This is a genomic window from Salipiger sp. IMCC34102, from assembly GCF_004145405.1.
GTDB lineage: Bacteria > Pseudomonadota > Alphaproteobacteria > Rhodobacterales > Rhodobacteraceae > Loktanella.
In genome coordinates, this window is sequence record NZ_SELQ01000002.1 from 674486 (window position 1) to 698492 (window position 24007).

At 67.1% G+C, this 24007-nt stretch carries 21 protein-coding genes, 2 tRNA genes and 1 pseudogene; 13 read left to right on the top strand and 11 right to left on the bottom strand.

Features of this window, described 5'->3' with window-relative positions:
* Positions 1-27: 27 nt before the first annotated feature.
* Together EU805_RS07625 and gabT are read right to left on the bottom strand one after the other, a co-directional pair.
* Positions 28-1002 carry a carbon-nitrogen hydrolase family protein gene (locus EU805_RS07625; RefSeq protein ID WP_129763340.1) on the bottom strand — a complete coding sequence of 325 codons (975 nt, stop codon included), beginning with the start codon at positions 1000-1002 and terminating at the stop codon, positions 28-30.
* 137 nt (positions 1003-1139) lie between these two features.
* Entirely contained in the window at positions 1140-2450 is a 1311-nt protein-coding gene (gabT, locus tag EU805_RS07630) for a 4-aminobutyrate--2-oxoglutarate transaminase (RefSeq protein ID WP_129763403.1), read from the bottom strand.
* Between the two features lie 242 nt (positions 2451-2692).
* Here gabT and EU805_RS07635 point away from each other — a divergent pair, with 242 nt between their 5' ends.
* Positions 2693-3253 (top strand): cupin domain-containing protein, encoded by a 561-nt coding sequence (locus EU805_RS07635; protein ID WP_129763341.1) that lies wholly within the window; start codon positions 2693-2695, stop codon positions 3251-3253.
* 10 nt (positions 3254-3263) lie between these two features.
* Here EU805_RS07635 and EU805_RS07640 read toward each other — a convergent pair whose 3' ends face one another.
* From EU805_RS07640 to EU805_RS07655, 4 genes are all read right to left on the bottom strand, one after another.
* Positions 3264-3854, bottom strand: coding sequence for a hypothetical protein (locus EU805_RS07640; protein WP_129763342.1), 591 nt, complete (start codon positions 3852-3854; stop codon positions 3264-3266).
* Positions 3855-3903: 49 nt separating this feature from the next.
* Positions 3904-5793, bottom strand: coding sequence for an acyl-CoA synthetase (locus EU805_RS07645; protein ID WP_129763343.1), 1890 nt, complete (start codon positions 5791-5793; stop codon positions 3904-3906).
* A 111-nt stretch (positions 5794-5904) separates the two neighbouring features.
* A complete protein-coding gene (locus tag EU805_RS07650; protein ID WP_129763344.1) occupies positions 5905-7698 on the bottom strand; it encodes an ABC transporter transmembrane domain-containing protein in 1794 nt (597 codons plus the stop codon).
* A 115-nt stretch (positions 7699-7813) separates the two neighbouring features.
* Positions 7814-7887: transfer RNA gene (locus EU805_RS07655), tRNA-Gly, on the bottom strand.
* Positions 7888-8180: 293 nt separating this feature from the next.
* On the opposite strand from EU805_RS07655, the gene EU805_RS07660 reads away from it, so the two are divergent.
* On the top strand, positions 8181-8621 hold the full coding sequence (locus tag EU805_RS07660; RefSeq protein WP_129763345.1) for a hypothetical protein: 441 nt from the start codon (positions 8181-8183) through the stop codon (positions 8619-8621).
* Here the strand turns inward: EU805_RS07660 and EU805_RS07665 are convergent.
* A complete protein-coding gene (locus EU805_RS07665; protein ID WP_129763346.1) occupies positions 8618-9289 on the bottom strand; it encodes an SOS response-associated peptidase in 672 nt (223 codons plus the stop codon). The genes EU805_RS07660 and EU805_RS07665 overlap by 4 nt on opposite strands.
* Before the next feature lie 151 nt (positions 9290-9440).
* Positions 9441-11003, bottom strand: coding sequence for a bifunctional UDP-sugar hydrolase/5'-nucleotidase (locus EU805_RS07670; RefSeq protein WP_129763347.1), 1563 nt, complete (start codon positions 11001-11003; stop codon positions 9441-9443).
* 130 nt (positions 11004-11133) lie between these two features.
* Here EU805_RS07670 and EU805_RS07675 point away from each other — a divergent pair, with 130 nt between their 5' ends.
* Positions 11134-11469, top strand: coding sequence for a DUF952 domain-containing protein (locus tag EU805_RS07675; protein ID WP_129763348.1), 336 nt, complete (start codon positions 11134-11136; stop codon positions 11467-11469).
* On the top strand, positions 11466-12512 hold the full coding sequence (locus EU805_RS07680; RefSeq protein ID WP_129763349.1) for a quinone-dependent dihydroorotate dehydrogenase: 1047 nt from the start codon (positions 11466-11468) through the stop codon (positions 12510-12512). The genes EU805_RS07675 and EU805_RS07680 overlap by 4 nt, the downstream gene beginning before the upstream one ends.
* Before the next feature lie 72 nt (positions 12513-12584).
* Here the strand turns inward: EU805_RS07680 and EU805_RS07685 are convergent, their stop codons facing one another.
* A complete protein-coding gene (locus tag EU805_RS07685; RefSeq protein ID WP_129763350.1) occupies positions 12585-13169 on the bottom strand; it encodes a DUF6151 family protein in 585 nt (194 codons plus the stop codon).
* A 19-nt stretch (positions 13170-13188) separates the two neighbouring features.
* A complete protein-coding gene (locus EU805_RS07690) occupies positions 13189-14631 on the bottom strand; it encodes a Glu/Leu/Phe/Val dehydrogenase (RefSeq protein WP_129763351.1) in 1443 nt (480 codons plus the stop codon).
* 203 nt (positions 14632-14834) lie between these two features.
* Between EU805_RS07690 and EU805_RS07695 the strand changes: the two genes are divergently transcribed.
* The 8 genes from EU805_RS07695 to EU805_RS07730 all read left to right on the top strand — a co-directional run bounded on the left by EU805_RS07695 (position 14835) and on the right by EU805_RS07730 (position 22729).
* Complete coding sequence (locus EU805_RS07695; RefSeq protein ID WP_129763352.1) at positions 14835-16349, top strand: pilus assembly protein; 1515 nt, start codon at positions 14835-14837, stop codon at positions 16347-16349.
* Positions 16346-16894 carry a TadE/TadG family type IV pilus assembly protein gene (locus EU805_RS07700; RefSeq protein WP_165351906.1) on the top strand — a complete coding sequence of 183 codons (549 nt, stop codon included), beginning with the start codon at positions 16346-16348 and terminating at the stop codon, positions 16892-16894. Before EU805_RS07695 ends, EU805_RS07700 begins: the two co-directional genes overlap by 4 nt.
* Complete coding sequence (locus EU805_RS07705) at positions 16891-17493, top strand: TadE/TadG family type IV pilus assembly protein (RefSeq protein WP_129763354.1); 603 nt, start codon at positions 16891-16893, stop codon at positions 17491-17493. The genes EU805_RS07700 and EU805_RS07705 overlap by 4 nt, the downstream gene beginning before the upstream one ends.
* Before the next feature lie 280 nt (positions 17494-17773).
* Entirely contained in the window at positions 17774-18145 is a 372-nt protein-coding gene (locus tag EU805_RS07710; RefSeq protein WP_129763355.1) for a hypothetical protein, read from the top strand.
* Positions 18146-18199: 54 nt separating this feature from the next.
* Positions 18200-19486, top strand: a complete 1287-nt coding sequence (locus EU805_RS07715; protein ID WP_129763356.1) for a homoserine dehydrogenase — start codon at positions 18200-18202, stop codon at positions 19484-19486.
* A 79-nt stretch (positions 19487-19565) separates the two neighbouring features.
* Positions 19566-20531: a class II fructose-bisphosphatase gene (gene glpX, locus EU805_RS07720; protein WP_129763357.1), complete on the top strand. Its 966-nt coding sequence runs from the start codon at positions 19566-19568 to the stop codon at positions 20529-20531.
* 305 nt (positions 20532-20836) lie between these two features.
* Entirely contained in the window at positions 20837-22579 is a 1743-nt protein-coding gene (recJ, locus tag EU805_RS07725) for a single-stranded-DNA-specific exonuclease RecJ (RefSeq protein ID WP_129763404.1), read from the top strand.
* A gap of 75 nt (positions 22580-22654) precedes the next feature.
* Positions 22655-22729 (top strand) — tRNA-Glu (locus EU805_RS07730).
* Positions 22730-23488: 759 nt separating this feature from the next.
* Here EU805_RS07730 and EU805_RS07735 read toward each other — a convergent pair.
* Positions 23489-23698, bottom strand: a pseudogene (locus EU805_RS07735) (transposase); the annotation flags it as partial.
* Positions 23699-23916: 218 nt separating this feature from the next.
* On the opposite strand from EU805_RS07735, the gene EU805_RS17415 reads away from it, so the two are divergent.
* On the top strand, positions 23917-24007 hold a 91-nt coding region (locus EU805_RS17415; RefSeq protein ID WP_165351907.1), incomplete at its 3' end, for a transposase.

Genomic DNA, 24007 nt, shown 5'->3' on the forward strand with positions numbered 1-24007 from the left:
CGCCGCGCAGTCGACTGCAATCTCTTGTTATTGTTCGGTCCTACCTTGCGGCAGGTTGCCGCCCGCTGCAACACCCGGCTGGGGGGCCGGGTAGTCGAGCGGTGCCGCCGCCTGCGACACCGGGTCAACGTGCAGGCCGGCGCGCGACCCCTGCTGGGGAATTTCCAGCGGCCCGAGCGTGTTGAGGAAGCCGTCCACGCCGGAGGCGCGATCGTAGACCGAGAATTCGACGTCGCGGTCGCGGAACGACTTCAGCACCTGGCCCAGGCCCTTCATGCCCGTCTCGCGCTGGCGGCGGACCATGGCCATGTCGATCTCGATCGGGAACATGTCCTCCTGCCCCGCGGACTGGTGCAGGACCATGCTGGTGGGGTCCACCACGCAGGACTTGCCCACGCCACCCGCGCCCAACCCGTTCACGTCGATGACGTAGCATTGGAACTGCGCCGCCGTCGCCCGCGCGATGGCAAGCTCCGCATCGCGGTCGGTGGTCCCCGTGAGGACCGGGTGCAGCAGCACCTCCACGCCTTGCGCGGTCAACTGGCGCGTCGTTTCGGGGAACCACATGTCATAGCAGATCGACAGGCCGAAGCGGCCGACCTCGGGCACGTCGAAGACGCAGAACTCGGTCCCCGCGGCGATGCCCGCCTCGTAGGGCCGGAACGGAAACATCTTGGCGTAGCGGCGGATCACCTCGCCCTCGGGGTTGATGACGAAGGAGGTGTTGAGGATCCGCCCGTCCTCGTGCCGGATGAACATCGAGCCGGGGATCAGCCAGACCCGGTGCTTGCGCGCGGCCTCGCAGAAGCGGTCCAGCGTCTCGTTCTCGGCCGGGACGGCGAACTTGTCCAGGGGCCCGAAAGGCGCCAGTTCCGAGAACAGCACCATCTGGGTCCAGGGAAAACGCGCCATCAGCACGTCGAGCCGCTGGATCATTCCCTCGACATTGGGCTGAAGGGCCTGGACGTACATCTGCACGCCGGCAATCGCAAAAGGTGTCATGATCTTGTCTCTTGTCGCGCGGAATGCGCGGTGGGCACGGCATACAGCCTGCCGGGGGGAAGTTAAACCGCCACACAAGGACGACGTCGGGGCGAACCGCCAGGGTCCGCCCCGTCATCATCCGTCCGGCGGCGCCGTCAGGCGGTCTGTTCAGCCACCGCGGCGGTCAACGCCGCTTCGAAGATCGCGAGCCCCTCTTCGAGGATCGCGTCGGAGGCGGTGAGCGGCACCATGATCCGCAGCGCGTTGCCGTGCAGGCCGCAGGACAGCAGTACCAGCCCGCGGTCGAGCGCATGGGCCACGACCCGTTTGGTCAGGTCGGGATCGGGGGTGGCGCTGGCGAAGTCGGTCACGAATTCGACCGCGACCATGCCGCCGAGGCCGCGGATATCCCACAGCCGGTAAGGTGCGGCACGCGCGCCGATCTCGGCAAAGCGCTGCTTGAACATCTCGCCCATCTGCGTGGAGCGGTCGAGCAGGCCCTCTTCCTCGATCGCGTCGATGGCAGCCAGTGCCGCGGCACAGGCGACGGGGTTGCCGCCATAGGTGCCGCCCAGACCGCCGGGGGCCATCGCGTCCATGACCTCGGCCCGGCCGATGACACCGGCGACCGGGTAGCCGCCCGCCATGGACTTGGCGACGGTGATCAGGTCGGGGACGACGCCGGTGTGCTCGATGGCGAACCACTTGCCGGTGCGGCCGAAACCCGCCTGGATCTCATCCGCGATCAGCAGGATGCCGTGCTGGTCGCACAGCGCACGCAACGCCTGCATCATCTCGGACGGCACGGGAACGTAGCCCCCCTCGCCCAGCACGGGTTCGATGATGATGGCGGCGATGCGTTCGGGCTGGGCGTCGGTCAGCATCAGGTTCTTCAGCCCCGTCAGCGCGTCCTGCACGCTGATGCCGTCCCGCACGGACGGGAGCGGTGCGCGGTAGATATCCGTGGGGAACGGGCCCACGTCCTTCTTGTAGGGGCTGATCTTGCCAGTCATGCCCAGCGTGAGAAGCGTGCGGCCGTGATAGCCGCCGGTGAAGGCGATAACCCCGGGGCGGCCCGTGGCGGCGCGCGCGATCTTCACCGCGTTCTCGACCGCTTCGGCGCCGGTGGTGACCAGCAGCGTCTTCTTGGCGTGCTCACCCGGGGCAAGGTCGTTCAGACGCTCCGCCAGCTCGATGTAGGGCGCATAGGGCATCACCTGGAACGAGGTGTGGGTGTACAGGTCTTCCTGCGCCTTGGCGGCGGCCACGACCTTCGGATGCCGGTGACCGGTGTTGAGCACCGCGATGCCGCCCACGAAGTCGATGTAGCGATTGCCCTCGACGTCCCAGACTTCCGCGTTCTCTGCAAAGCTCGCGAAGACGGGGGCTGCCGATGCGACACCGCGCGGCACCGCGGCCTGCCTGCGGCGCAGCAACTCGGCGTTGGTCTGCGCCTCGTGCGGCATCGTGGGGACGACCTTCAGCTCCGGCGTCGCGGTCGCGTCACCTGCCTTGGATGCGGCGGTTCTGGTCTGCGTTTTCTTCTGGGCCATGCGAGGAATCCTTTCGCGGGCAAAGGGCGGCGTTGAATATGCATGACGCCCGTTTAATATTCTTGTCAACGCTTATTGCAGCGCCGCTGTTGCCCCTTGTTTTCCGGTGTCGTCTGCAGTCTGTCGGATGTCGGATCTGGACGGGGTTTCGGCACATGGACATCGGGGAACGGCTGCGCCAGCTGCGCGAGGATCACGGGCTGTCCCAGCGCGAACTGGCCAGCCGCGCGGGCCTGACCAACGGCGCCATCTCCCTGATCGAGAAGAACCGCAGCTCGCCTTCCGTCGCCTCGCTGAAATCGTTGCTCGACGCCTTCCCGATCTCGATGGCCGACTTCTTCGCGCCGCTCGAAGCCGAAGCGGGACCGCGCCATTTCTACACCGCCGACCAGTTCCGCGAGATCGCCCCCCAGGACGGGGCCACCGGCCCGCCGGTGTCCCTGCGCCAGTTGGGCCGCGCGGCGGAGCACAGCCTGCAGATCCTGCACGAGACCTATCCCCCCGGCGCCGACACCGGACCCGAGTTCCTGCAACATACCGGCGAAGAGGCGGGCATCGTCGTGCGGGGCCGGATCGAGGTCACCGTCGATGGCGCGGTGCAGGTTCTGGACGAAGGCGACGGCTATCTCTTCGACAGCCGCCTGCCCCACCGGTTCCGCAATACCTCCGACACGGAATGCGTGGTCATCAGCGCCTGCACGCCGCCGACCTTCTGACGCTCGGTCCTCAGTCGCGCCCGCAGATCCGCACCTGCGGGTCCAGCGCCTTGTATTCCGTGGCGGTGATGTAGACGATCTGGTCGTTGGGCACGTTCTGCCATTCCCGCTCGAACCGGTCGCGCACGCCCGCGCGCAGGTACTTGGCGATCTGCTGGTTGCCGACGAACCCGCGGTTCACGCTGGCGCTGTGGAAGCCGATGCGCAACTTGGGCCCCAGGCAGGCGTTGGGCAGCGTGGTGAAGATCACGCAGGCCGACCGGCAGGACCCGCGGATTTCCACCCGCTTGCCCCATTGGCGCAGCATCTCGCGGTCGGCCTCGGCGCTGATGATCTGACCGCCACCATCGCGAGAGATCACGTAAGGCTCCGAGGTGGGGGCAGGCCGTCGGTCGGTGCAAAGCCCGGCGCCGCACAAAAGCGAGGTCAGCGCCGCCGATTGCCCGTCGCGCGCGGCGCCCGGTCGTGCAGGGGCGTCCGGCACGGCGGCGATCCGGTTGTTGAGGGCATCGACGCTTTGCGCCGAACAGGCGGAAAGGCCCAGCGCGAGGGTGACGGCCGCCATGATCAGGCGAAGAGGCAATTGAGAAATGATGCGCATGACGCGGTCCCCGTGATTCCCGGGCGCGCGCCAGCCGCTTCGCCCGTCGTTACTCTGCCATATCCCAGGCGACCGTGTATTCCGATAGCACCGCGCTGACGTCGTCTTGCGTTGCGCCGTTTGCCGCCACCCGGGCCACGAGTCCGCGCTTCTTGTCCTCGACGACCTCCTGGACGCGGGCGGGAACGCCCTTCGCCTCCAGCGCGGTGTCGAAGACGCGGGTGATCGCACGCTTGCGCAAATCGGGCTTGAAGATCTTGCCCACCGCCGTCTTCGGCAGCTCCGGCAGGATCTCCAGGTGCTTGGGATAGGCCGCGCGCTCGTTGATCTTGCCCTTGGCGTATTCCATCAGGTCGGCTTCGGTGACGGTCGCGCCTTCCACCAGTTCGACGTAGGCGCAAGGCAACTCGCCCGCGTGGCTGTCCGGCTGCCCGATGGCGCCCGCGAATGCCACCGCCTCGTGACCGGCGAGGGCCTCCTCGATCTCGGCGGGGTCGATGTTGTGACCGCCGCGGATGATCAGGTCCTTGGCGCGCCCCGTGATCCACAAATATCCGTCCGCGTCGATGCGGCCGAGATCACCGGTGCGCAGGTAGGTCGGCTTGCCGTTGTCGTCATCGTAGTAGAGGTTCTTGTTCTTGTCGGCTTCCGTATAGGTGTAGCCCTGCGACACCCCGGGGTTGGAGACGCAGATCTCGCCGATCTCGTCGACGCCGCAGGGCGCGTGGGTCTCGACCGACATGATCCGCACGTCCGTGTAGGGAAAGGCGAGTCCGATGGATCCGACCTTCTTCGTCCCCTCCGGCGGGTTGATCGACACGAGGCAGGTCGCCTCCGTCAGGCCGTAGCCTTCGCAGATCGTCACCCCCGCGGCCTCCTCGAACCGGCGGTAGAGTTCCAGCGGTAAAGGCGCAGAGCCGCAGAACGCCAGCTTCAGAGAGGAGATGTCGGCATCCACCTTGCGCTGCATCAGGGCGGACATGGCCGTGGGCACGGTGATCATGAAGGTCACGCGATAGCGTTCGATCAGCTTCCAGAAGTTGTCGAAGACGCCGTCGCCCCGGTAACCCTGCGGGGTCGGAAAGACGACCTGCGCCCCCGATCCCAGCGAACAGCCCAGGGAGACGATGGCCGCGAAGACGTGGAACATCGGCAAGGGACAGATCTGCACGTCGGTCTCGTTGAACAGCAGGCGGTCGCCCAGCCAGGCGTTGTAGAGGATCCCCGAGTAGCGATGCTGCGCCACCTTGGGCATGCCCGTGGTGCCGCCGGTATGGAAGTAGGCCGCGACCCGGTCGGTCGGGCTGTCCATGAACTGCAGCTCTTTGGGCTGCTTGGCGACCGCCTTGTCCCACGCGATGACCTTGGCCTTGTGCTCGACCGGATTCTTGGGGCGGATGAGCGGCACGATCAGCTTCTTGGCGCCCGTCAGGTAGCGGTGCAGGTCGACCTCGATCACTTGCTTGACGTTGGGCGCCAGCGCCACGGCCTCCGCCGCCTTCTGGGCCACGTCGGTCTTGGGGAAACTGCGCAGGGTCACGAGGACCTTGGCCTTGGTCTCCCGAAGGATGGCGCCGATCTGCTGCGGCTCCAGAAGCGGGTTGATCGGGTTCACGATGCCCGCGACCTGACCGCCCAGGTAGGTCTGCACGGCCTCGGAACAATTGGGCAGCATGAAGGCCACCACGTCGCCTTCCCGGATCCCGAGGCTTCGGAACAGGTTCGCCACCTGCGCGGTGCGATCCTTGAGCTCCGACCAGGTCAGCGTGTCCTCGGGGTCCTTGGGGCCCGAGAACAACTGGAAGGTGACCGCGGCCCGGTCGGGAAACTTCGCCGCGGTGCGCGACAGCTGCTCGAAGGTGGTGGTCGCGATGTCGCGGTCGGCCCAGGGGGCTTCCTGTTCGATCGCTTCACGGTCAGAGATTCCGGCGTACCCCATTGGTGTCCCTCCCAAGACGACTTGGCCCGGCGGCGCCGGTTTGTATCATTGTTGCAGACGATGGACGAAAGCGCGGCGCAGGTGCAAGCATGACGCCACGAAAAAGTGAGACTATTCGGCAGCCATCCCTTCGGTGAACTGCAGCCGTGCGAGCCGCGCGTAAAGGCCGCCTTCGGCGACCAGGCTGTCGTGGGTGCCGGTGGCCACGATGCGGCCGGCCTCGAAGACGACGATCCGGTCGGCCTTCTTCACGGTGGCCAGCCGGTGCGCGACGATCAGGGTGGTGCGGTTGCGGGCCAGCCGATCGACGGCGCGTTGCACCAGCCGCTCACTTTCCGCGTCGAGCGCGCTGGTCGCCTCGTCCAGAAGCAGGATCGGCGCGTCGCGCAGGATCGCGCGGGCGATGGCGATACGCTGCTTCTGCCCGCCCGACAGCATCACGCCGCGCTCGCCCACGTAAGAGTCGTAGCCGTCCGGCAGGGCGGTCAGGAAATCGTGGGCGGCGGCGGCGCGGGCGGCGGCCTCGACCTCCGCATCGGTGGCGTCGGGTCGCCCGAAGCGGATATTCTCGCGCGCGGTATCGCCGAAGATCACCGGATCCTGCGGGACCAGCGCGATCTGGCGGCGGAAGTCGTCCCGGGCCATGGCGCGCAGATCCGTGCCGCCCAGCCGGATCTGCCCTTCGGTGGGGTCGTAGAACCGTTGCAACAGCTGGATGATCGTCGACTTGCCCGCCCCCGAAGGCCCAACGAGCGCCACCGTCTCTCCAGGCTCCACCGTCAGCGTGACGTCGTCGAGCGCCGCGACCGAGGGCCGGCCGGGATAGCGGAAGGTCACCGTGTCGAACTCGATGCGGCCCTGCGTGAGGTCCCCCACGCGCGCCGGATCTGCGGGGTCGCGCACGGCGTCCTCTGAGTTGAGCAGTTCGACCAGCCGCTCGGTGGCGCCCGCCGCGCGTTGCAGTTCGGACCAGATCTCGGTCAGGGCGCCCACGGCGCCGGCGACCATCACCGCGTAGATGACGAATTGCACCAGCTCGCCCACGGTCATCGCTTCGGTGCGGACATCGCGCGCGCCGATCCACAGGACCCCCACGACGCCCGCGAAAATGAGGAAGATCACGATGGCCGTCATCCAGGCCCGCACCCCGATCCGCTTGCGCGCCGCGTCGAAGGATTTCTCGGTCACCTTCCAGAAGGCGCGCCGCGACAGCGCCTCGTGGGTGAAGGCCTGCACCGTCTGCACCGACAAGAGCGCCTCGGAGGCGGAGCCAGAGCTTTGCGCGATCCAGTCCTGATTCTCCCGGCTGAGCACCCGCAACCGCCGGCCCAGCAGGACGATGGGCAGGATGACGGCGGGCACCAGCAACAGCACCAGGCCCGTCAGCTTGGCGGAGGTGAACATCATCAGCACCAGACCGCCCAGCAGAAGCAGCACGTTGCGCAGCGCGACGGAGACGGACGAGCCGATGACCGACAGGATCAGCGTGGTGTCGGTGGTGATGCGGCTCAGCACCTCGCCGGTCATGATCCGCTCGAAGAAGGCGGGCGACATGCCCACGGTGCGGTCGAAGACGGCCGTGCGGATATCGGCCACGACCCGTTCGCCCAGCCGGGTCACGAAGTAATAGCGCAGCGCCGTCCCCACGGCGAGCAGCACGGCAATCCCCATGGCGGCGGCGAAATACTGGTCCAGCAAGACGGCGGAGGACCCGTCGAAGTTGTCCACGACCCGGCGCACGGCAAGCGGCATGACCAGCGAGACGACGGCCGTCAGGACCAGGGCGCCCAGCGCCAGCGCGATCATCCCGCGGTAAGGCTTCAGGAACGGCCAGAGCGCCCGCAGCGCTCCCATGTCGCGTGATTTGGCGCGTTCCGCGTCGGTCGATTTCGGAGCCTCGGCCATCGTCGTCCCATCCGTTTTGGCAGCGGGATAGGCAGGCGCGCCGCCGATGACAAGCGTGCAGCGGCGCGACGAAAGGACCGCAAGACGCGAAAAGCCGTATCGAATGGGGGATATTTGGAGCGGGCGACGGGAATCGAACCCGTATCATCAGCTTGGAAGGCTGAGGTCTTACCATTACACAACGCCCGCTCGGGCTGGGGCTTCTATACTGCGCAGCCTCGCGCGATGGCAAGAGCCGAGTGGGCAAGAGCTTGATCGCGAGGGCTCGGGATGAAGCTTGACCAACGCAACTCCCTCGAAACCCGTCACGAGGACCGATCACCCGGCCCCCGGGTGAACTGGTGGCCCGTTCAACGCCCTCGACCGGTGCGAAGGCCTCGCGACACGCTCGCGGACACGTCCTCTCCCAACTCTCGCCGCATTCCGCGGGCATATCTACGATGATTTCGAACCGGTTCGATGCTCAGACGGAAGACGACCCCATGCGACCCATACATGCGCTGTACACGGTGATCGCCCTGGCGACGATGCTGTTTCCGACGATGTCACAGGCGCAGGCCTGCGGACAGACGGACGAGGTTTTCGTCGTCCAGAACCGCGGCATCTTCCCGCCCAGGATCTACCACAACGACGCGACGGGGGTTTGTTTCGTCAACGAATCGAACCGCGAGCTCTGGCTGCTCTACACGACCGACCAGGGCGCCCTGACATGGTCATCTAGAATGCCCGTCGGAGCAGAGACGGATCAGCTTGCCCGGCTTGGCAACAACAAGGAGATCTTCGCCGTCATCCTGTACTGCGGCTACGACCGCTACGGTAATCTGAAACGATGCCGCGACGGCGAAAACCCGACGCACTACTCCCGCCTCGGCGATATGTTTCCCGCGGTCCTGTACGAAAGACCGGCCATACTGGAATACTAATCGCCGGATGCCACCTGCGCGATCAGGTCCGGTCCCTGCGCGCGATTGGAATTGACCGCGGTCGAAACGCGCCGGAACGACAATGTCCCCTTTCCCGCCGGACGCATGAGCGGCGCCGCACCATGCCCCGCCTCGCCCAGCCAGAGCGGCCAGTCGGCGGGGTCGAGGATCACCGGAAGGCGGTCGTGGATCGGGGCCATGTCCGCATTGGCCTCGCAGGTCACCACGGCGCAGCCGGTCAGGGCCGTCTCCCCGCGCGCCCAGTCCTGCCAGATCCCGGCGAAGACCATCGGCCCGCCGTCGACCCGGGTGACGTACCAGGGCTGCGGCGTCTCTCCCTTCTCGCGTTTCCATTCGTAGAACCCCGAGGCCACGATCAGGCAGCGGCGCGCGCGCACTGCTTCGCGAAAGGCAGGTTTTTTCGCCACCGTCTCCGAGCGGGCGTTTATGATCAATGGGCCGTCGGTGGGCGTGTCGTACCAATGCGGCACGAAACCCCAGCGCATGGACCGCAGCCGCCGGGTGCCTTCGGCGCTGGTGACGGCGTGCACCTGCACGGTGGGACAGACGTTGTAGTTCGGCACGTCCGGCAGATCGTTCGAGGCCGTGGCCTCGAAGACCTCCGTCATCGCCTGGTGAGGCAGGGTGATCGCCATGCGTCCGCACATGAACCCAATCTAGCCTCGGCTCTACGAGAGCGGAAGGGCCGCAGAATTGGTGCAGGCGCAGGGATTGACAGGCACCTCCATCCCCTGCCCGGCCACGAAAAAGCGCGCGGGATCGCTCCCGCGCGCCTTGCGTCGTCCAGCGAAAGCCGGATCAGTTCATGGTGATACGACCGTCGGTGTAGGGCGTATAGGGCCCGTTCTCGGCGATGTATTCGGCCACCACGTCGGCCAGGTCGGGGCCGAAGTCGTAGGCGTTCTCCGCGTCCTCGAACATCTCGTAGCCGTCACCACCGTTGCGCACGTAGTTGTTGGAGGCCACACCGTAGGTCGCCTCGAGGTCGATCGGCTCGCCGCCGACCATCACGTCCGAGATCCGGTTGCCCGGCTCGGCGGAGGTGTCGACGGTGAAGCTCATGCCCGCGACCTGCGGGAAGCGGCCGGCGCCGTCCTCGATCTGGCTCACGCCGTTTTCCAGCGCGTCGACCATCGTCTGGCCCGTCACCTCGAAGGTGGACAGGGTGTTCTGGAACGGCAGCACCGTCAGCACTTCGCCTTGCGTCACTTCACCCGCGTCGATGCTGGCGCGGATCCCGCCGGAGTTCGCGATCGCGATCTGGATGCCCTGGTCGGCCACACGGTCGAGCATCGCGTCGGCCACGAGGTTGCCGCCCGAGCATTCCATCGCGCGGCAGACGTCGCGGTTGCCTTCGATCACGTCGGTCGCCTCGCCGATGACCTGGCTGCGGATCTCGTCGAGCGGTCCGGCCAGTTCCGACACCCGCGCGAGGGTGTCCTCGTCTTCCGCGACGGAGGCGTCGAGCAACATCGGCGTGCCCGAGATCTCGGTCACCTCGCCCGCGTCGTCGAAGGTCACGTCGATCTCGCCCAGATACTTGCCGTAGGCGTAGGCTTGGAAGATCGGCACGTCGTTCTCGACCGTGGGATAGGGACCTTCCGCGCCTTCCATGTCGCCCAGCAGCGTGTGCGAGTGGCCGCCGATGATCATGTCGACGCCGGTCAGCTCCGCCGCCAGCCGCTTGTCGGCGTTCAGCCCGACGTGGGTCAGCAGGACGATCTTGTTCACGCCCGCCTCCGTCAGGGCGTCGATCTCGGCCTGCGCGCCGTCCACGATGGACGAGAAGATCACGTCGTCGCCGGGGGACGAGGTTTCGGGCGTATCCTCGGCCAGCACCGAGACGATGCCGATCTGTTCGCCGCCGTCGGTGTCGAGCGTCACGCTCTTGGGCACGTTGCCCGACAGGCGGTCGTTCTGGCTGACGTCGATGTTGGCCGACAGGACCGGGAATTCGACCATGTCGAGGAATTCGGCCAGGCCTTCGGGGCCATTGTCGAATTCATGGTTGCCCACGGCCATGGCGTCATAGTCGAGCTGGGTCATGAACTCGGCCGCAAGCTCGCCGCCGTAGCGCGTGAAGAAGAGCGATCCCTGGAACTGGTCGCCCGCATCCAGCAGCAGCACGTCGCCCGCGGCTGCCTCGCGCGCATCCGTGATCGCCGTGACCATCCGCGCGATGCCGCCGAAGCATTCGCCCGCCTCGTTGTCCTCGGCCGGGCAGGTGCTGTCGTAGGCGTTGATCGGCTCGAACCGGTCGTGGAAGTCGTTGGTGTGCAGGATGGTCAGGCTGTAGTCCGCCTGCGCCGCACCGGCGGTCAGCGCCATGGCGCAGGTGGTCGATAGAATGCGAGCAATCATGGATATCCCCATTTTCTGAATCTCTTCGCAACCTTGGCGGCGCGATCCGACCCTGTCAAATGAAGGTCGTATGACGGCGGCGCGAACCGGCGCCCTTGATTAATCTCGCGGCACTCGGCAAAGACGGATCATGCTGATCTACAAGATATTCCACACCCCCGAATGGGACGCGCTGGTGGCCGACGGCTCTACCTTGGGCGCGCCGGTCGACCTGGCCGACGGCTTCGTGCACTTCTCGACCGCCACCCAGGTGGAGGAGACGGCCCTCAAGCATTTCGCGGACGCCGAGGGCCTGGTGCTCGTCGCCTGCGAGACCGAGCATCTGGGCGAGGATCTGAGGTGGGAGGCCTCTCGCGGGGGCGAGGACTTCCCGCATCTCTACCGGCCGCTGCGCATGGACGACGTAAGCTGGCACAAGCCGCTGCCGCTGGTGGACGGGCTGCACCGGTTCCCGGCCGACCTGTGAGCCGGCTCGACGCCATCGGTCTGCGGATCCTGCATGGCCTCGAGCCGGAACGCGCGCATGGGCTGGCGCTCGCGGCGCTGCGCGCGGGGCTCGGGCCGAGGGGCGGGCCCGTCACCTCGGACCGGTTACGCACGCGGCTCGCGGGGCTCGCTTTGCCCAACCCCATCGGGCTTGCCGCGGGCTTCGACAAGAACGCCACCGCCGTCGCACCGCTGTCCCGGGCGGGTTTCGGCTTCATCGAGGTGGGTGCCGCGACCCCCCTGCCCCAGCCCGGCAATCCGCGCCCGCGCCTCTTCCGCCTTGGCGACGATCGTGCCGCGATCAACCGCTTCGGCTTCAACAACGACGGGATGGAGGTCATCGCAAGCCGCCTGACGGGTCACCCCGGCATCGTCGGCCTGAACCTTGGCGCCAACAAGACCTCCCGCGACCGCGCCGGCGATTTCGCCCGGGTGCTGACGCACTGCGGGCCGGCCGTCGATTTTGCCACGGTCAACGTCTCGTCGCCCAACACCGAGAAACTACGGGACCTGCAAGGCAAGGCGGCCCTCACCGCCCTTCTGGCCGGCGTGGCGGAGGCGAATGCCCGTCTCGCGCGTCCGGTGCCGGTCTTCCTCAAGATCGCCCCCGACCTGACCCCCTCCGAGATCGAGGACGTGGCCGAAGTCGCGGGCGCCTCTCACATCGCGGGGCTGATGGCGACCAACACCACCCTCGCCCGCGACGGCCTGCGCGGCCCGCACCGGGCGGAGGCCGGGGGGCTGTCGGGCCAACCGCTCTTCGAGCGCTCGACGGCGGTGCTGGCCCGGTTGTCGTCGCTGACCACGCTGCCGATCATAGGGGTCGGCGGTGTCTCCAGCGCCGAGCAGGCCTATGCCAAGATCCGCGCGGGCGCTTCTGCCGTGCAGCTTTACACGGCGCTGGTCTACGGCGGGCTGTCGCTTGTGCGCGAGATCGCCCACGGCCTCGACGCGCTGCTCGCCCGCGACGGCTTCACAAGCGTCGCCGATGCCGTGGGCACCGGTCGCGCGGACTGGACCTGAGGACAACGCAAGTCCCGTCCTTATCCCGCGTTCCGTTCGGCCTTGCGCTGCGAAAACGCCCGGGTGCTGCGGTCATTTTGCGTAGGCGGCGCGCCTTTCGTCGGTCGTCAGAACGTGCGGCACGGCCACCGGTTCGCCGTCGTCGGTGAAGAACGGCCCCGCGCGCAAGCGTCCGTCCCGCAGCGCGCCGATCCCGCGAGACGCGATCCCGCCCGCCACCCAGAACACGCCGCGATCGCGGCGCGGCGCCTGCGCACGGGGCCGGGCCTGCTTGGTGAAGACCTGCGCGGTCCTGCCGGGTATGCCATCCCGATCCGACAAGAGCGGAAGCCAGATGCCCGCGAGCGGGAAGGCCGCGGCGCCGATGGTATTGGCCACCGGCGTGCCGCAGCAGGTCGCATGCCACCGGTGCAGGCCCTTGGGCGACAGGCGGAGGCAGCCCAGCTTGTCCGCGCCTTGCGCGATCTTCAGACGGGCGGGCAGGACCTGCACGAGCGGCGAGCCGCCGCCCGGCTCCAGCGCGTCCAGGACGCCGAAGTGGCGCGCCGCCGCCCGGCAGTCGCGGCAGTAGCACACCATCTTGCGTCCGTCGGAGGCATCCGCCTCTTCCAGGGTGCCCGACAGCGCGCCGCAGCGACAGGCGAAGCTCAGGTCCACGAGGACCGCCCGCCCACGATCACAGGCCTTTCGCGCGGTAGCTGTCCGCGACCTTGCGGATCGACACGAGGTAGGCCGCCGTGCGCAGATCCTCGACGTCGTCGCGTTCGCGCCAGACCTGGGCCATCTGCTGGTAGGCGGTGCGCATCGTGTCGTCGAGCCCCGAGCGCACGAGTTCCAGCTCGTCGGCCCCGCGCAGGTATTTCTCCTTGAAGTTCGGCGTCATCGACCAGCGATGCTCGAGCATGTCATCCAGGCGTTCGAGCTCTTCCACGATCAGCTGATGGCGCGCCTCTTCCGCGCGGCGCTGCATCCGGCCGAAGCGGATGTGGGACAGGTTCTTGACCCATTCGAAGTAGCTGACCGTCACGCCGCCGGCGTTGGCATACATGTCGGGGATGATGACGCAGCCCTTCTTGCGCAGGATCTCGTCGGCACCGGCGGTGGTGGGACCGTTTGCGGCCTCGATGATCAGCGGGGCCTTGATGCGCTCGGCGTTGGTCATGTTGATGACCCCTTCGAGCGCGGCGGGGATCAGGATGTCGCATTCATGCTCGAGCAGCGTCGCGCCCTGCGGGTCGTGCTTGGCACCGGCGTAGCCGCTCACCCCGCCGTTCGCCACGATGTGCGCGCGCACGTCCTCGACGTCGAGACCCTTCTCGTCGTAGAGCGATCCGTCGTGTTCGATGATCCCGGTGATCTTCGCGCCGTCCTCTTCGGACAAGAACTTGGCGGCGTGATAACCCACGTTGCCAAGACCCTGCACGATGATCCGCTTGCCTTCCAGCGTTCCTTCCAGGCCGGCCTTCGCCGCGTCCTGGGGGTGGCGGAAGAACTCGCGCAGGGCGTATTGCACGCCGCGCCCGGTGGCCTCGGTCCGCCCGGCGATGCCGCCCGCGTTCAGCGGTTTGCCGGTCACGCAGGCCGCGCCGTTGATATCGGTGGTGTTCATCCGTTTGTACTGGTCGGCGATCCAGGCCATCTCGCGCTCTCCCGTGCCCATGTCGGGCGCGGGTACGTTCTGGGCGGGGTTGATCATGTCGCGCTTGATCAATTCGTAGGCGAAGCGACGGGTGATCTGTTCCAGCTCGTGTTCGTCCCAGTCGCGCGGGTTGATGCAAAGCCCCCCCTTGGAGCCGCCGTAGGGCGCATCGACCAAGGCGCACTTGTAGGTCATCAGCGCGGCCAGCGCCTCGACCTCGTCCTGGTGGACGGCGAGCGCGTACCGGATGCCGCCCTTCACCGGCTCCATGTGCTCGGAGTGCACGGCGCGGTAGCCGGTGAAGGTGTGGATCGCACCGCGCAGGCGCACGCCGAAACGCACCACGTAGGTAGCGTTGCAGACGCGGATCTTCTCCTCGAGCCCGGGCGAGAGATCCATCAGCTTCACCGCCCGATTGAACATGATGTCGACGGATTCGCGAAAGCTCGGCTCCTGCGTCTTGCTGTCCTGCTCTGCCATCTTCCCGCTCCTTGGTTTGTCTGCGCCAAATCGGCGTTGCGCAAACGCTAGCCCGAAATTTGAGCCCGCCCAACCCAATTGACGCCGATCCGGGCGATGCGGCCACGTCAGCGTCAAACTTTCGCCACGCACGGCTGGTGAAACCATCCTGCACCCGTCCGACCGCGGACGCGACGCCTGTATTGCAACTTGAAAGCCGACCCTTGATCGATCCCGCCCGCCCACCGCGCCAGACCAGCATGACCCGCCTGCTGCGCGGTCGTCTGAATGCTTTCGCGCGGGACGAGGACGGGGCATTGATCGCGTTGACGCTGATCCTGCTCATCCCGATGATCGTGCTCGGCGGCATGGCGGTGGACCTCATGCGCTTCGAATCGCGCCGGTCCGAGTTGCAGAACGTCACCGACCAGGCCGTTCTGGCGGCGGCGAACCTCAAGCAGCAACTCGACCCGTCGGACCTGATCTACGATTATTTCGCCAAGGCCGGTGCCGCCGCGAATCTCAGTGACGCGCCCCGCGTCACGCCCGTGGGTGGCAGCCGCGAGGTGGAGGCTTCGGGTCACGTCGACGTGCCGACCTACTTCTTCAACCGCACCTTGGGGCGTTACGTCTTCGGCGACGACAATCCCCTGCGCGCCACCTCCGTCTCGACCGCGATCGAGGGCGTGACAGAAACCGAAGTGTCCCTCGTGCTCGACATTTCAGGTTCGATGTACGAGGTCGTGGGCAATACCGGGAAACGCCGGATCCAGCTGCTGCAGACGGCGGCAAATCAATTCGTCGACGACCTGCTGAGCGCGGGAAATTCCAACCGGATGTCGGTTTCGATCGTGCCCTACTCGGAGCAGGTAAACATCGGCCCCGACCTGTTCGATCAGTTGAATACCAACCACCGGCACGATTATTCGCATTGCGTCGAGTTCGATACCACCGACTACGCCAGCGCATCGATTGACCTTGCGAAAACCTATGATCAGACGGAGCCGATCCAGACGAACTCCTACGGCTTCCTCTACGATCGCGATCGCAACAACCGTAACCTGGATCAGCCCGTCTGCCCCCGTTTCGATGCCGAACGGGTCACGTTGTTCAGCCAGAACGCGACTGCTTTGAAGACCCAGATCAACGCGCTGCAGCCACGGGGCGGCACCTCGATCTTCCAGGGGCTGAAATGGGGGGCGGCGCTGCTCGACCCGTCGATGCGCCCGGCCATCGCGGCCTTGCCGGACACGGCCCGCGATCCCGCCTTCGCGAACCGTCCGAACGACTACGACGTGTCCCGCAATTCCGGGGAGACGGCCACGGCCAAGTACCTGATCCTCGTGACCGACGGGGAAAACTCGCAATCCCAGAGGCTTTTCCCGCGATGGAAAGATACGCCGAGCGAGCTGGAATACTTCGCCTACCACAACCTGCCCTACGCCTTGGAATATCGGCTCGAAGGGAACGCTTCGAATTACGTCTACCAGAAATATAGCGCCAGCGACGCCGTCGCCTGGATGCGGTCGATGTGCGACGCGGCCAAGGACGCGGGCATCAAGATCTACGCGATCTCGGTGACCGGGGAGGACAATTCCAGCACCGCCGAGGCGGGCCGGACGGAAATGCGCAACTGCGCCACCGAACCCAGCCTGTTCTTCAAGTCCACGGGTGCGAACCTCGATGCGATCTTCGAGCAGATCTCCAGCCAGATCACCGCGCTGAGGCTCACCCAGTGATCCGGCCCCTGCCCTTTCTGCGCCGCGCCCTGCGGCGCCTGTCGCGCGACGAAAGTGGCAACAGCACGCTGGAGTTCGTGATCGTCGTCCCGGTCTTCTTCATGTTCTTCTTCGCCTCGATCGAATCGGGCATGCACTCGATCCGGCAGGTCATGCTGGACCGCGCCATGGACCTGACGATCCGCGACGTGCGCGTGGGCATCCTGCGCAACCCCGACCACGCGACCCTTAGCGAGCGGCTTTGCGACTACGCGCTGATCATCCCGTCCTGCGCCAACGACGTCCGCCTCGAGATGACCGTGGCCGACCCGCGCGCCTGGACCGCGCAGCCGACCCGGATCGTCTGCCGCGACCGCGAGGAGGACAACCCGCCCGAGATCACCCTGGCCAACGGCAGGAACAACGAACTCATGGTTCTGCGCGCCTGCGTGCTGTTCGATCCGATCATCCCGGGTGCGGGACTTGGCCGGGAAATCCCGAAGGTCAGCGGCGGGTCCTACGCGCTGACGTCGACGATGGCCTACGTGCTGGAGCCGTTCCAGTGAGGGGCTGGATGCGCCGGATGCTGAGCCGCTGCGCCTCCGAGGAGGGGTCGGTCACGCTCGAGCTACTTCTGATGACGCCGATCCTTTCCTTCGCGGCCTTCGGGATGCTGGTCCTCTTCGACGCGCAGCGGTCACAGTCGCTCGACCTGAAGGCCGCGATAACCGTGGCCGACATGCTCAGCCGCGAACGGGACGTGGTGGACGACACATATATCGACAGCGCCTGGGCACTGCAGAAGCTCGTGAACCTGCACGACAAGACGCCCGACTTGCGGATCTCCCTGCTGCGCTACCACACCCGCGACGAGGTCGACGAAAGCCGGGAGGTCGAGCCGCATTTCCACGTCGTCTGGTCCGAGGTGCGGGGCGGCGCGCTGTCGCCGCTTGCCGACGCCGACATGGCGGACTACCTGCCGCGCCTGCCGGTGATGGCGAACGAGGATCGGCTGATCGTGGTCGAGACCCAGATCGACTATGAACAGCCGTTCGACATCGGCTTGAACGAGACGAAGTTCAACGCCTTTACCTTCGCGGGGCCGCGTCACGTGAAGGTCTGCTTCAACAACACGCCCTCGGATCCCTCGCGCGACCTGTGCTGAGGTGGGTCGGGGGGGTGTGCCAGCCGCGCCTCTCGCGCTGGCGATCTCGTGGCGCCGCGTCTCCTGCGTCTCGCGGTCATTGGGCGTGCAGATCGTAGTTTGCCCATTGCGGTTCCACGGGGCTGCGGCGACGACACAGGTTCGCGATAGTCTCAGGCGGGCACGGTCCGGGCGACCGACACGCGGACGGGTGCCGCCTGCGACGGCACTCCTTGCGAAAGCGGTATCGCAGGCAACGACAACTCCCTATGCTGACCCCCGTCTTCTGTTCGGAGCCCCGATGCGTGCCTTCGCCCTTGTCCTGATCCTTGCCGCCTGTGCCCCGCCCGACGATCTGCCCCCGCAACTGCGCGAGGCGGCGCAATCGGACGCGCCCTTCCCGGAGCTACAACCGATCGCACCCCTGCTGGACGCGGCGGCGGCACCCGGCCGCGTCACAGACCGCACCGGCGCCGATCTCTCCGCCCGGGCCAGTGGTCTGCGTGGCCGCGCCGGGACCGGACAGTCTCCGTCCCGCGCCGCCGCCGGACCGCAACTCTCGGCGCAAGCCGGCAACCTGCGCGACCGGGCCGCGGCGCTGCGTCCCCCGGTCGTGGATCCCGCCCTGCGCGACCGGATGCGCGAAGGCGCGGGCGATGCCGCGTTGCGGTAAGGGTCCGACTTCGCTAACAGGCGCGCAACGCATCTCGAGCCCGGAGCCCCTCCCATGACTGACCCCCTTCGCATCGGACTGGCCGGTCTTGGCACCGTCGGCGTGGGCATCGTGCGGATCGTGCAGTCCCACGCCGAGCTTCTGGCCGCCCGCGCGGGCCGCCCGGTGCAGATCACCGCCGTCTCGGCCCGGTCGAAGGGCAAGGACCGCGGCGTCGACCTTTCCGCCTATGCGTGGGAAGACGATCCGGTCGATCTGGCCGGGCGCGACGACGTCGACGTGGTAATCGAGGTGATGGGCGGCCACGACGGCCCCGCCAAGGACACCACCGAGGCGGCGCTCGCGGCCGGAAAGGACGTGGTCAGCGCCAACAAGGCGCTCCTTGCGATCCACGGGCAGGCGCTGGCGGAAGCCGCCGAGGCGGCAGGCCGCGTCATCCGCTTCGAGGCCGCCGTCGCGGGCGGCATCCCGGTGGTGAAGACACTGACCGAAGGCTTGGCCGCCAACGAGATCACACGCATCGTCGGCGTCATGAACGGCAGCTGCAACTACATCCTGACCCGGATGGAGGACGCGGGCCTGACCTACCAGGAGGTCTTCGACGAGGCCAACGGGCTGGGATACCTCGAAGCCGACCCGGAGCTCGACGTGGGCGGCATCGACGCGGCCCACAAGCTGGCACTTCTGGCGTCCATCGCCTTCGGCACGCAGGTGAACTTCGATGGCGTGGCGCTGGAAGGCATCGGCTCCGTCACCATCGACGACATCCGTCAGGCCGCCGACATGGGCTACAAGATCAAGCTTCTGGGCGTGGCGCAGATGTCGGGCCGCGGGCTGGAGCAGCGGATGCAGCCCTGCCTGGTGCCCGATACCTCGCCCTTGGGTCAGCTTGCGGGGGGGACGAACATGGTGATGCTGGAAGGCGACGCCGTGGGCCAGATCGTGATGCGCGGCGCGGGTGCTGGCGAAGGACCGACCGCCAGTGCCGTGATGGGCGACGTGATGGACCTTGCACGCGGGCTCAGGGTGTCGACCTTCGGTCAGCCCGCATCGAGCCTGCGCAAGGCCCGCCCCGCGCAAGGGGCCGTCCCTGCCCCCTACTACCTGCGGTTGAAGCTGCTCGACAAGCCCGGCGCGCTGGCCAAGGTCGCGACGATCCTGGGTGACGCGGGCGTCAGCATCGACCGGATGCGCCAGTACGACCACGCCGACACCGCGGCCCCGGTCCTGATCGTCACCCACCGGACCACGCGCACGGCGCTCGATGAAGCGGTTGCCCGTTTTGAAGGCACCGGCGTGGTCACGGCCCCCCCCGTCGCGATCCGGATCGAGGCGGTCTGAACCGTTAGCGCTTACAGGGTTCCTTCGCCCCGTGCCGCCCGCTAGGGCAAGGGGCGAACAACCTTGAGGATCGCGCCCCATGCCCACCTACCCCGATTTCAACGACCGCACCCTGTCTTTGGGCCTCGCGCGGGTCTCGGAAGCCGCTGCCATCGCCTGCGCCCCGCTGATCGGCCGCGGTGACGAGAAGGCCGCGGACCAGGCCGCGGTCGACGCCATGCGCCGCCAGCTCAATGCGCTGGATATCGCGGGCACGGTCGTCATCGGCGAAGGCGAACGCGACGAGGCGCCCATGCTCTACATCGGCGAGGACGTGGGCACCGGCAACGGCCCCGGCGTGGATATCGCGCTCGATCCGCTGGAAGGCACCACTCTGACCGCCAAGGACATGCCCAATGCGCTGGCCGTGATCGCCATGGGCCCGCGCGGATCGATGCTGCATGCGCCCGACGTCTACATGGACAAGCTGGCCATCGGGCCGGGTTTCAAGACCGGGGTCGTCACGCTGGACATGTCCCCCGCGGAGCGGGTCTCGGCCCTTGCCGCGGCCAAGGGATGTTCCACCAAGGATATCACCGTCTGCGTCCTCGAACGCCCCCGCCACGAGGACATGCTGGAAGAACTGCGCTCCACCGGGGCCGCGATCCGGCTGATCACCGACGGTGACGTAGCTGGCGTGATGCATTGCGCGGATGCCGCGCGGACAGGCGTGGACATGTACATGGGCTCCGGCGGCGCGCCCGAGGGGGTGCTGGCCGCGGCGGCGCTCAAGTGCATGGGCGGGCAGATCTTCGGGCGGCTGATGTTCCGGAACGACGACGAGCGCGGCCGGGCCACCAAGGCCGGGATCACCCATTTTGACCGCGTCTATACCCGCGATGACATGGTGACCCAGGACGTGATCTTCGCCGCGACAGGGGTCACCGACGGCAGCCTGCTGCCCGGCATCAAGCGCGAACCGGGGTTCGTCACGGCCGAGACGGTGCTGATGCGCTCCAAGACGGGGTCCGTGCGGCACATGCGGTATCGCAACCCGGTGAAGTGAGACCGGCGCTGCGCGCGGACCGGATCGGACCAGGCCGGGTTGGACCACCCGAAGGGGCGCGTCCTTTGGACGACTTCGCCGCACGGAAAGGTCGGACATGGCGCCATTCGAAGGACGCAGGTCGGGCCTGCGGCCCGATGCCTCCGGCGGGAGTTTATCCGGCCAGATGAAGATGGGCGCGCCCCTCGCGGGGGGCGCGGGGTTGATGGGCCGGTGCAGGCGCGTCTAGGGTGCCGCGAATCCGGGGGGCTGCGGCATCCCGGAGCAATTTCTGACGAAGGCGAGGATCGGGCGTGGGCGGCAAACTGGCGTTCCTGGGGGTGGAGGAGTCGCTGACCGGGCGGCGCTGGGTCGGGCCCGACGCGGGCGAGGACCGGCTGGCCGAAGCGATGGAGCAGGCCACCCGCTTGCCCGCTCCCCTCTGCAGGACGCTGGTGCGGCGCGGCGTCCCGCCGGAGGAGGCGGCGGGTTTCCTCGAACCCAAGCTGCGCGACCTTTTGCCGGACCCGCGGTCCTTGCGCGACATGGAAACGGCCGCCGCACGGTTCCTGGCGGCGGTGGAGCGGCGGGAGCGGATCGCGGTCTTTGCCGATTACGACGTGGACGGCGGCGCCTCCGCCGCGCTGCTGCTGGTGTGGCTGCGCGCGATGGGTCGGCAGGCGACGCTCTACATCCCCGACCGGATCGACGAGGGCTACGGGCCCAACGACGCGGCGATGGCCGAGCTGGCACGGGATCACGACCTGATCGTCTGCGTCGACTGCGGCACGCTTTCGCACGGACCGATCGCCGCGGCCAAGTGCGCCGATGTCCTGGTCCTGGACCATCACCTCGGCGCCGAGACGCTGCCGCCTGCCCTGGCGGTCGTGAACCCCAACCGCGCGGACGAGGACGGCGCGCTGGGACATCTGTGCGCAGCATCGGTCGTGTTCCTGATGCTGGTGGAGGTGAACCGTCGCCTGAAGGCAAAGGAGACGCGCGGTCCCGACCTGATGGCCATGCTCGACCTCGTGGCGCTGGCCACGGTGGCGGACGTGGCCCCGCTCACCGGCGTGAACCGTGCGCTGGTGCGCCAGGGTCTCTCCGTCATGGCGCGGCGCGACCGGATCGGGCTTGTGGCGCTGTCGGATGTCGCGGGTCTCGACCGGGCACCCACCGCCTATCACCTGGGCTTCCTGCTGGGGCCCCGGGTCAACGCGGGCGGCCGAATCGGTGCCGCTGATCTGGGCGCGCGCCTGCTGTCCACCGCCGACCCGCTCGAGGCGGCGGCCCTGGCCGAACGGCTGGACGCGCTCAACACCGAACGGCGCGAGATCGAGGCGCGGGTCCGCGAGGCGGCCCTCGCCCAGGCGGAGGCGCGGGGCCTCGATTCGCCACTGGTCTGGGCGGCGGGTGCGGGCTGGCACCCGGGCGTCGTCGGCATCGTCGCCGCGCGCCTCAAGGAAGCGGCGAACCGCCCCGCCATCGTCATCGGGCTGGAGGACGGTATCGGCAAGGGTTCGGGCCGGTCGGTCGGCGGGATCGACCTTGGTGCCGTGATCCAGCGCGCCGTCGCCGAAGGGCACCTGCTGAAAGGCGGCGGTCACAAGATGGCGGCGGGTCTGACCGTGGCCGAGGACCGGATCGAGGGGGCGATGGCCCGCATCGCCGAATTGCTCGACCGGCAGGGGGCCGGCGCGATGGGCCCCTCGGACCTTGCGCTCGACGCCGCACTCATGCCCGGCGCGGCCACGGTGGAGTTGATCGAGAACCTCGACCGCGCCGGTCCCTTCGGCGCCGGCGCCCCCGCACCGCGATTCGCCTTCCCGGACTGCCGGATCCTCTTCGCAAAGCCGGTGGGCACGGGCCACCTCAAGATCACCTTCGGCGACGGCCAGGGGGCGCGCATCGACGCCATCGCCTTCGGAGCGATGGACGGCGCGATGGGCCGGGCGCTGGCAGGTCACGACGGCGCGCGTTTCCATCTTGCAGGACGGTTGGAGGTCAACAGCTGGCAAGGCCGCACCCAGCCGCAACTGCGTCTGGAGGACGCCGCCCCCGCCGGCTGAAATTTTTCCCGCGCAGGCGCAAAATCGCTCTTGCTCCCCCCCCGGGCTTTGCCTAGAAGGCCCCTACCCAAGCGTGGCCCGTTCGTCTATCGGTTAGGACGCCAGGTTTTCAACCTGGAAAGAGGGGTTCGATTCCCCTACGGGCTGCCACGGGTTTCCCCTGAGTATTGGGATTTAAGGGAATTTCTGATTTCCAGAAACTATCGTTCCATCCTTCGTTCCACCCCTGCAATTTTGCTTGTTTCTCATGGTCGACGCTTGACCGTTGAACGATAGAAGTACGTCCCCGGCGATGAACACCGGAGGCGCGGTTCAGGCCGCTAGCCCTGAACTATGCGCGGCAGGGGACGGCCCACCGCGCAATTCGAACTTCACCGGAGACCGAAGAACGGGGCATTCCAGTTAAGAGAATTAGGACCACGCCGTCGATAACGAAGCCGCCGCAGTCAGGCCCGTGTGCGCGCCGTCATTTCGACGCTCTCGTGCTTCTCGGGCCGTTGCGATCGGCGTCTTCAGTGCCGAGGCCACGACAAATCAGCCGCGCAGCGGTCTAGCCGATTGATAGATTGAGATTCTCGCTTTCGCGCAGTCGATCCCGTTCCTTGCAGACCGCTGCGCGCAATCTCTTTCCGCGCGCGTTAACCGAAAGGGTTCTCATCTCATCGCTTCCTTTCAGTTTAGGCTCCAGGTCAGTAGCGAGGCTTCCGCCATCGCTTGGCGCGTGATGGCAGACCAGCGAAGTGCTCGGCGTTCCGGGTAGCGACCCGCGCCGCGATGAGTCGGGCCGCACGATGACCCTCCTGCCAAGTCAATCCCGGAAGCCAATCTGCGTCTCTGTCAGCGCATTCCTGTCTGCCCTCGTATCAAAACGTATTGGAACCGACGATGCGGACGATCGGTTCCTGCGGTTCCCCTTGCAGCCTCCGCGAGGATCATCTTGTCCAGCCTCAAATCTGACACAGCGCGACGGAGCCGGGTGTTCTCGGCCTCCAGTTCTTTCAGCCGCTTGAGCTGCTCACGGCTCATGCCCCCATATTGCTTGGGCCACCGATAAAAGGTCAGGACCGTCACACCAATCTGCCGAACGGCTTCCTGAACCGAGCTCCCTTGCTCTTGCAATAGTTCATCCTGTCACAGCTTCAGCACAATATCCTCAGGCTTCTCGCGTTTGCCTGCCATCTCGTCGTCCTACTGAAACCGGAATAATTCTATCCCAGCAAGTGGACCAATTCAGTGGGGGCACTCCGGCGGCTGAAGGCGCTCGAGAGTGAGAATGACCTGCCACGGGATTTTTCCTCCACCGTCGATTAGAGTCCGGCCCAACCTGAGGACGGACAATGAAGCGAACGAGATTCACGGACGATCAGATCATCGGCATCCTGGCCGAGCATGAGGCCGGCGCGAAGTGCGCCGATCTATGCCGCAAGC

Bases quoted from the DNA above. Each gene is read 5' to 3' on its own strand.
- EU805_RS07625 (WP_129763340.1), bottom strand. From the start codon at position 1,002: ATGACACCTTTTGCGATTGCCGGCGTGCAGATGTACGTCCAGGCCCTT.
- gabT (WP_129763403.1), bottom strand. From the start codon at position 2,450: ATGCCGCACGAGGCGCAGACCAACGCCGAGTTGCTGCGCCGCAGGCAG.
- EU805_RS07635 (WP_129763341.1), top strand. From the start codon at position 2,693: ATGGACATCGGGGAACGGCTGCGCCAGCTGCGCGAGGATCACGGGCTG.
- EU805_RS07640 (WP_129763342.1), bottom strand. From the start codon at position 3,854: ATGCGCATCATTTCTCAATTGCCTCTTCGCCTGATCATGGCGGCCGTC.
- EU805_RS07645 (WP_129763343.1), bottom strand. From the start codon at position 5,793: ATGGGGTACGCCGGAATCTCTGACCGTGAAGCGATCGAACAGGAAGCC.
- EU805_RS07650 (WP_129763344.1), bottom strand. From the start codon at position 7,698: ATGGCCGAGGCTCCGAAATCGACCGACGCGGAACGCGCCAAATCACGC.
- EU805_RS07660 (WP_129763345.1), top strand. From the start codon at position 8,181: ATGCGACCCATACATGCGCTGTACACGGTGATCGCCCTGGCGACGATG.
- EU805_RS07665 (WP_129763346.1), bottom strand. From the start codon at position 9,289: ATGTGCGGACGCATGGCGATCACCCTGCCTCACCAGGCGATGACGGAG.
- EU805_RS07670 (WP_129763347.1), bottom strand. From the start codon at position 11,003: ATGATTGCTCGCATTCTATCGACCACCTGCGCCATGGCGCTGACCGCC.
- EU805_RS07675 (WP_129763348.1), top strand. From the start codon at position 11,134: ATGCTGATCTACAAGATATTCCACACCCCCGAATGGGACGCGCTGGTG.
- EU805_RS07690 (WP_129763351.1), bottom strand. From the start codon at position 14,631: ATGGCAGAGCAGGACAGCAAGACGCAGGAGCCGAGCTTTCGCGAATCC.
- EU805_RS07710 (WP_129763355.1), top strand. From the start codon at position 17,774: ATGCGTGCCTTCGCCCTTGTCCTGATCCTTGCCGCCTGTGCCCCGCCC.
- EU805_RS07715 (WP_129763356.1), top strand. From the start codon at position 18,200: ATGACTGACCCCCTTCGCATCGGACTGGCCGGTCTTGGCACCGTCGGC.
- glpX (WP_129763357.1), top strand. From the start codon at position 19,566: ATGCCCACCTACCCCGATTTCAACGACCGCACCCTGTCTTTGGGCCTC.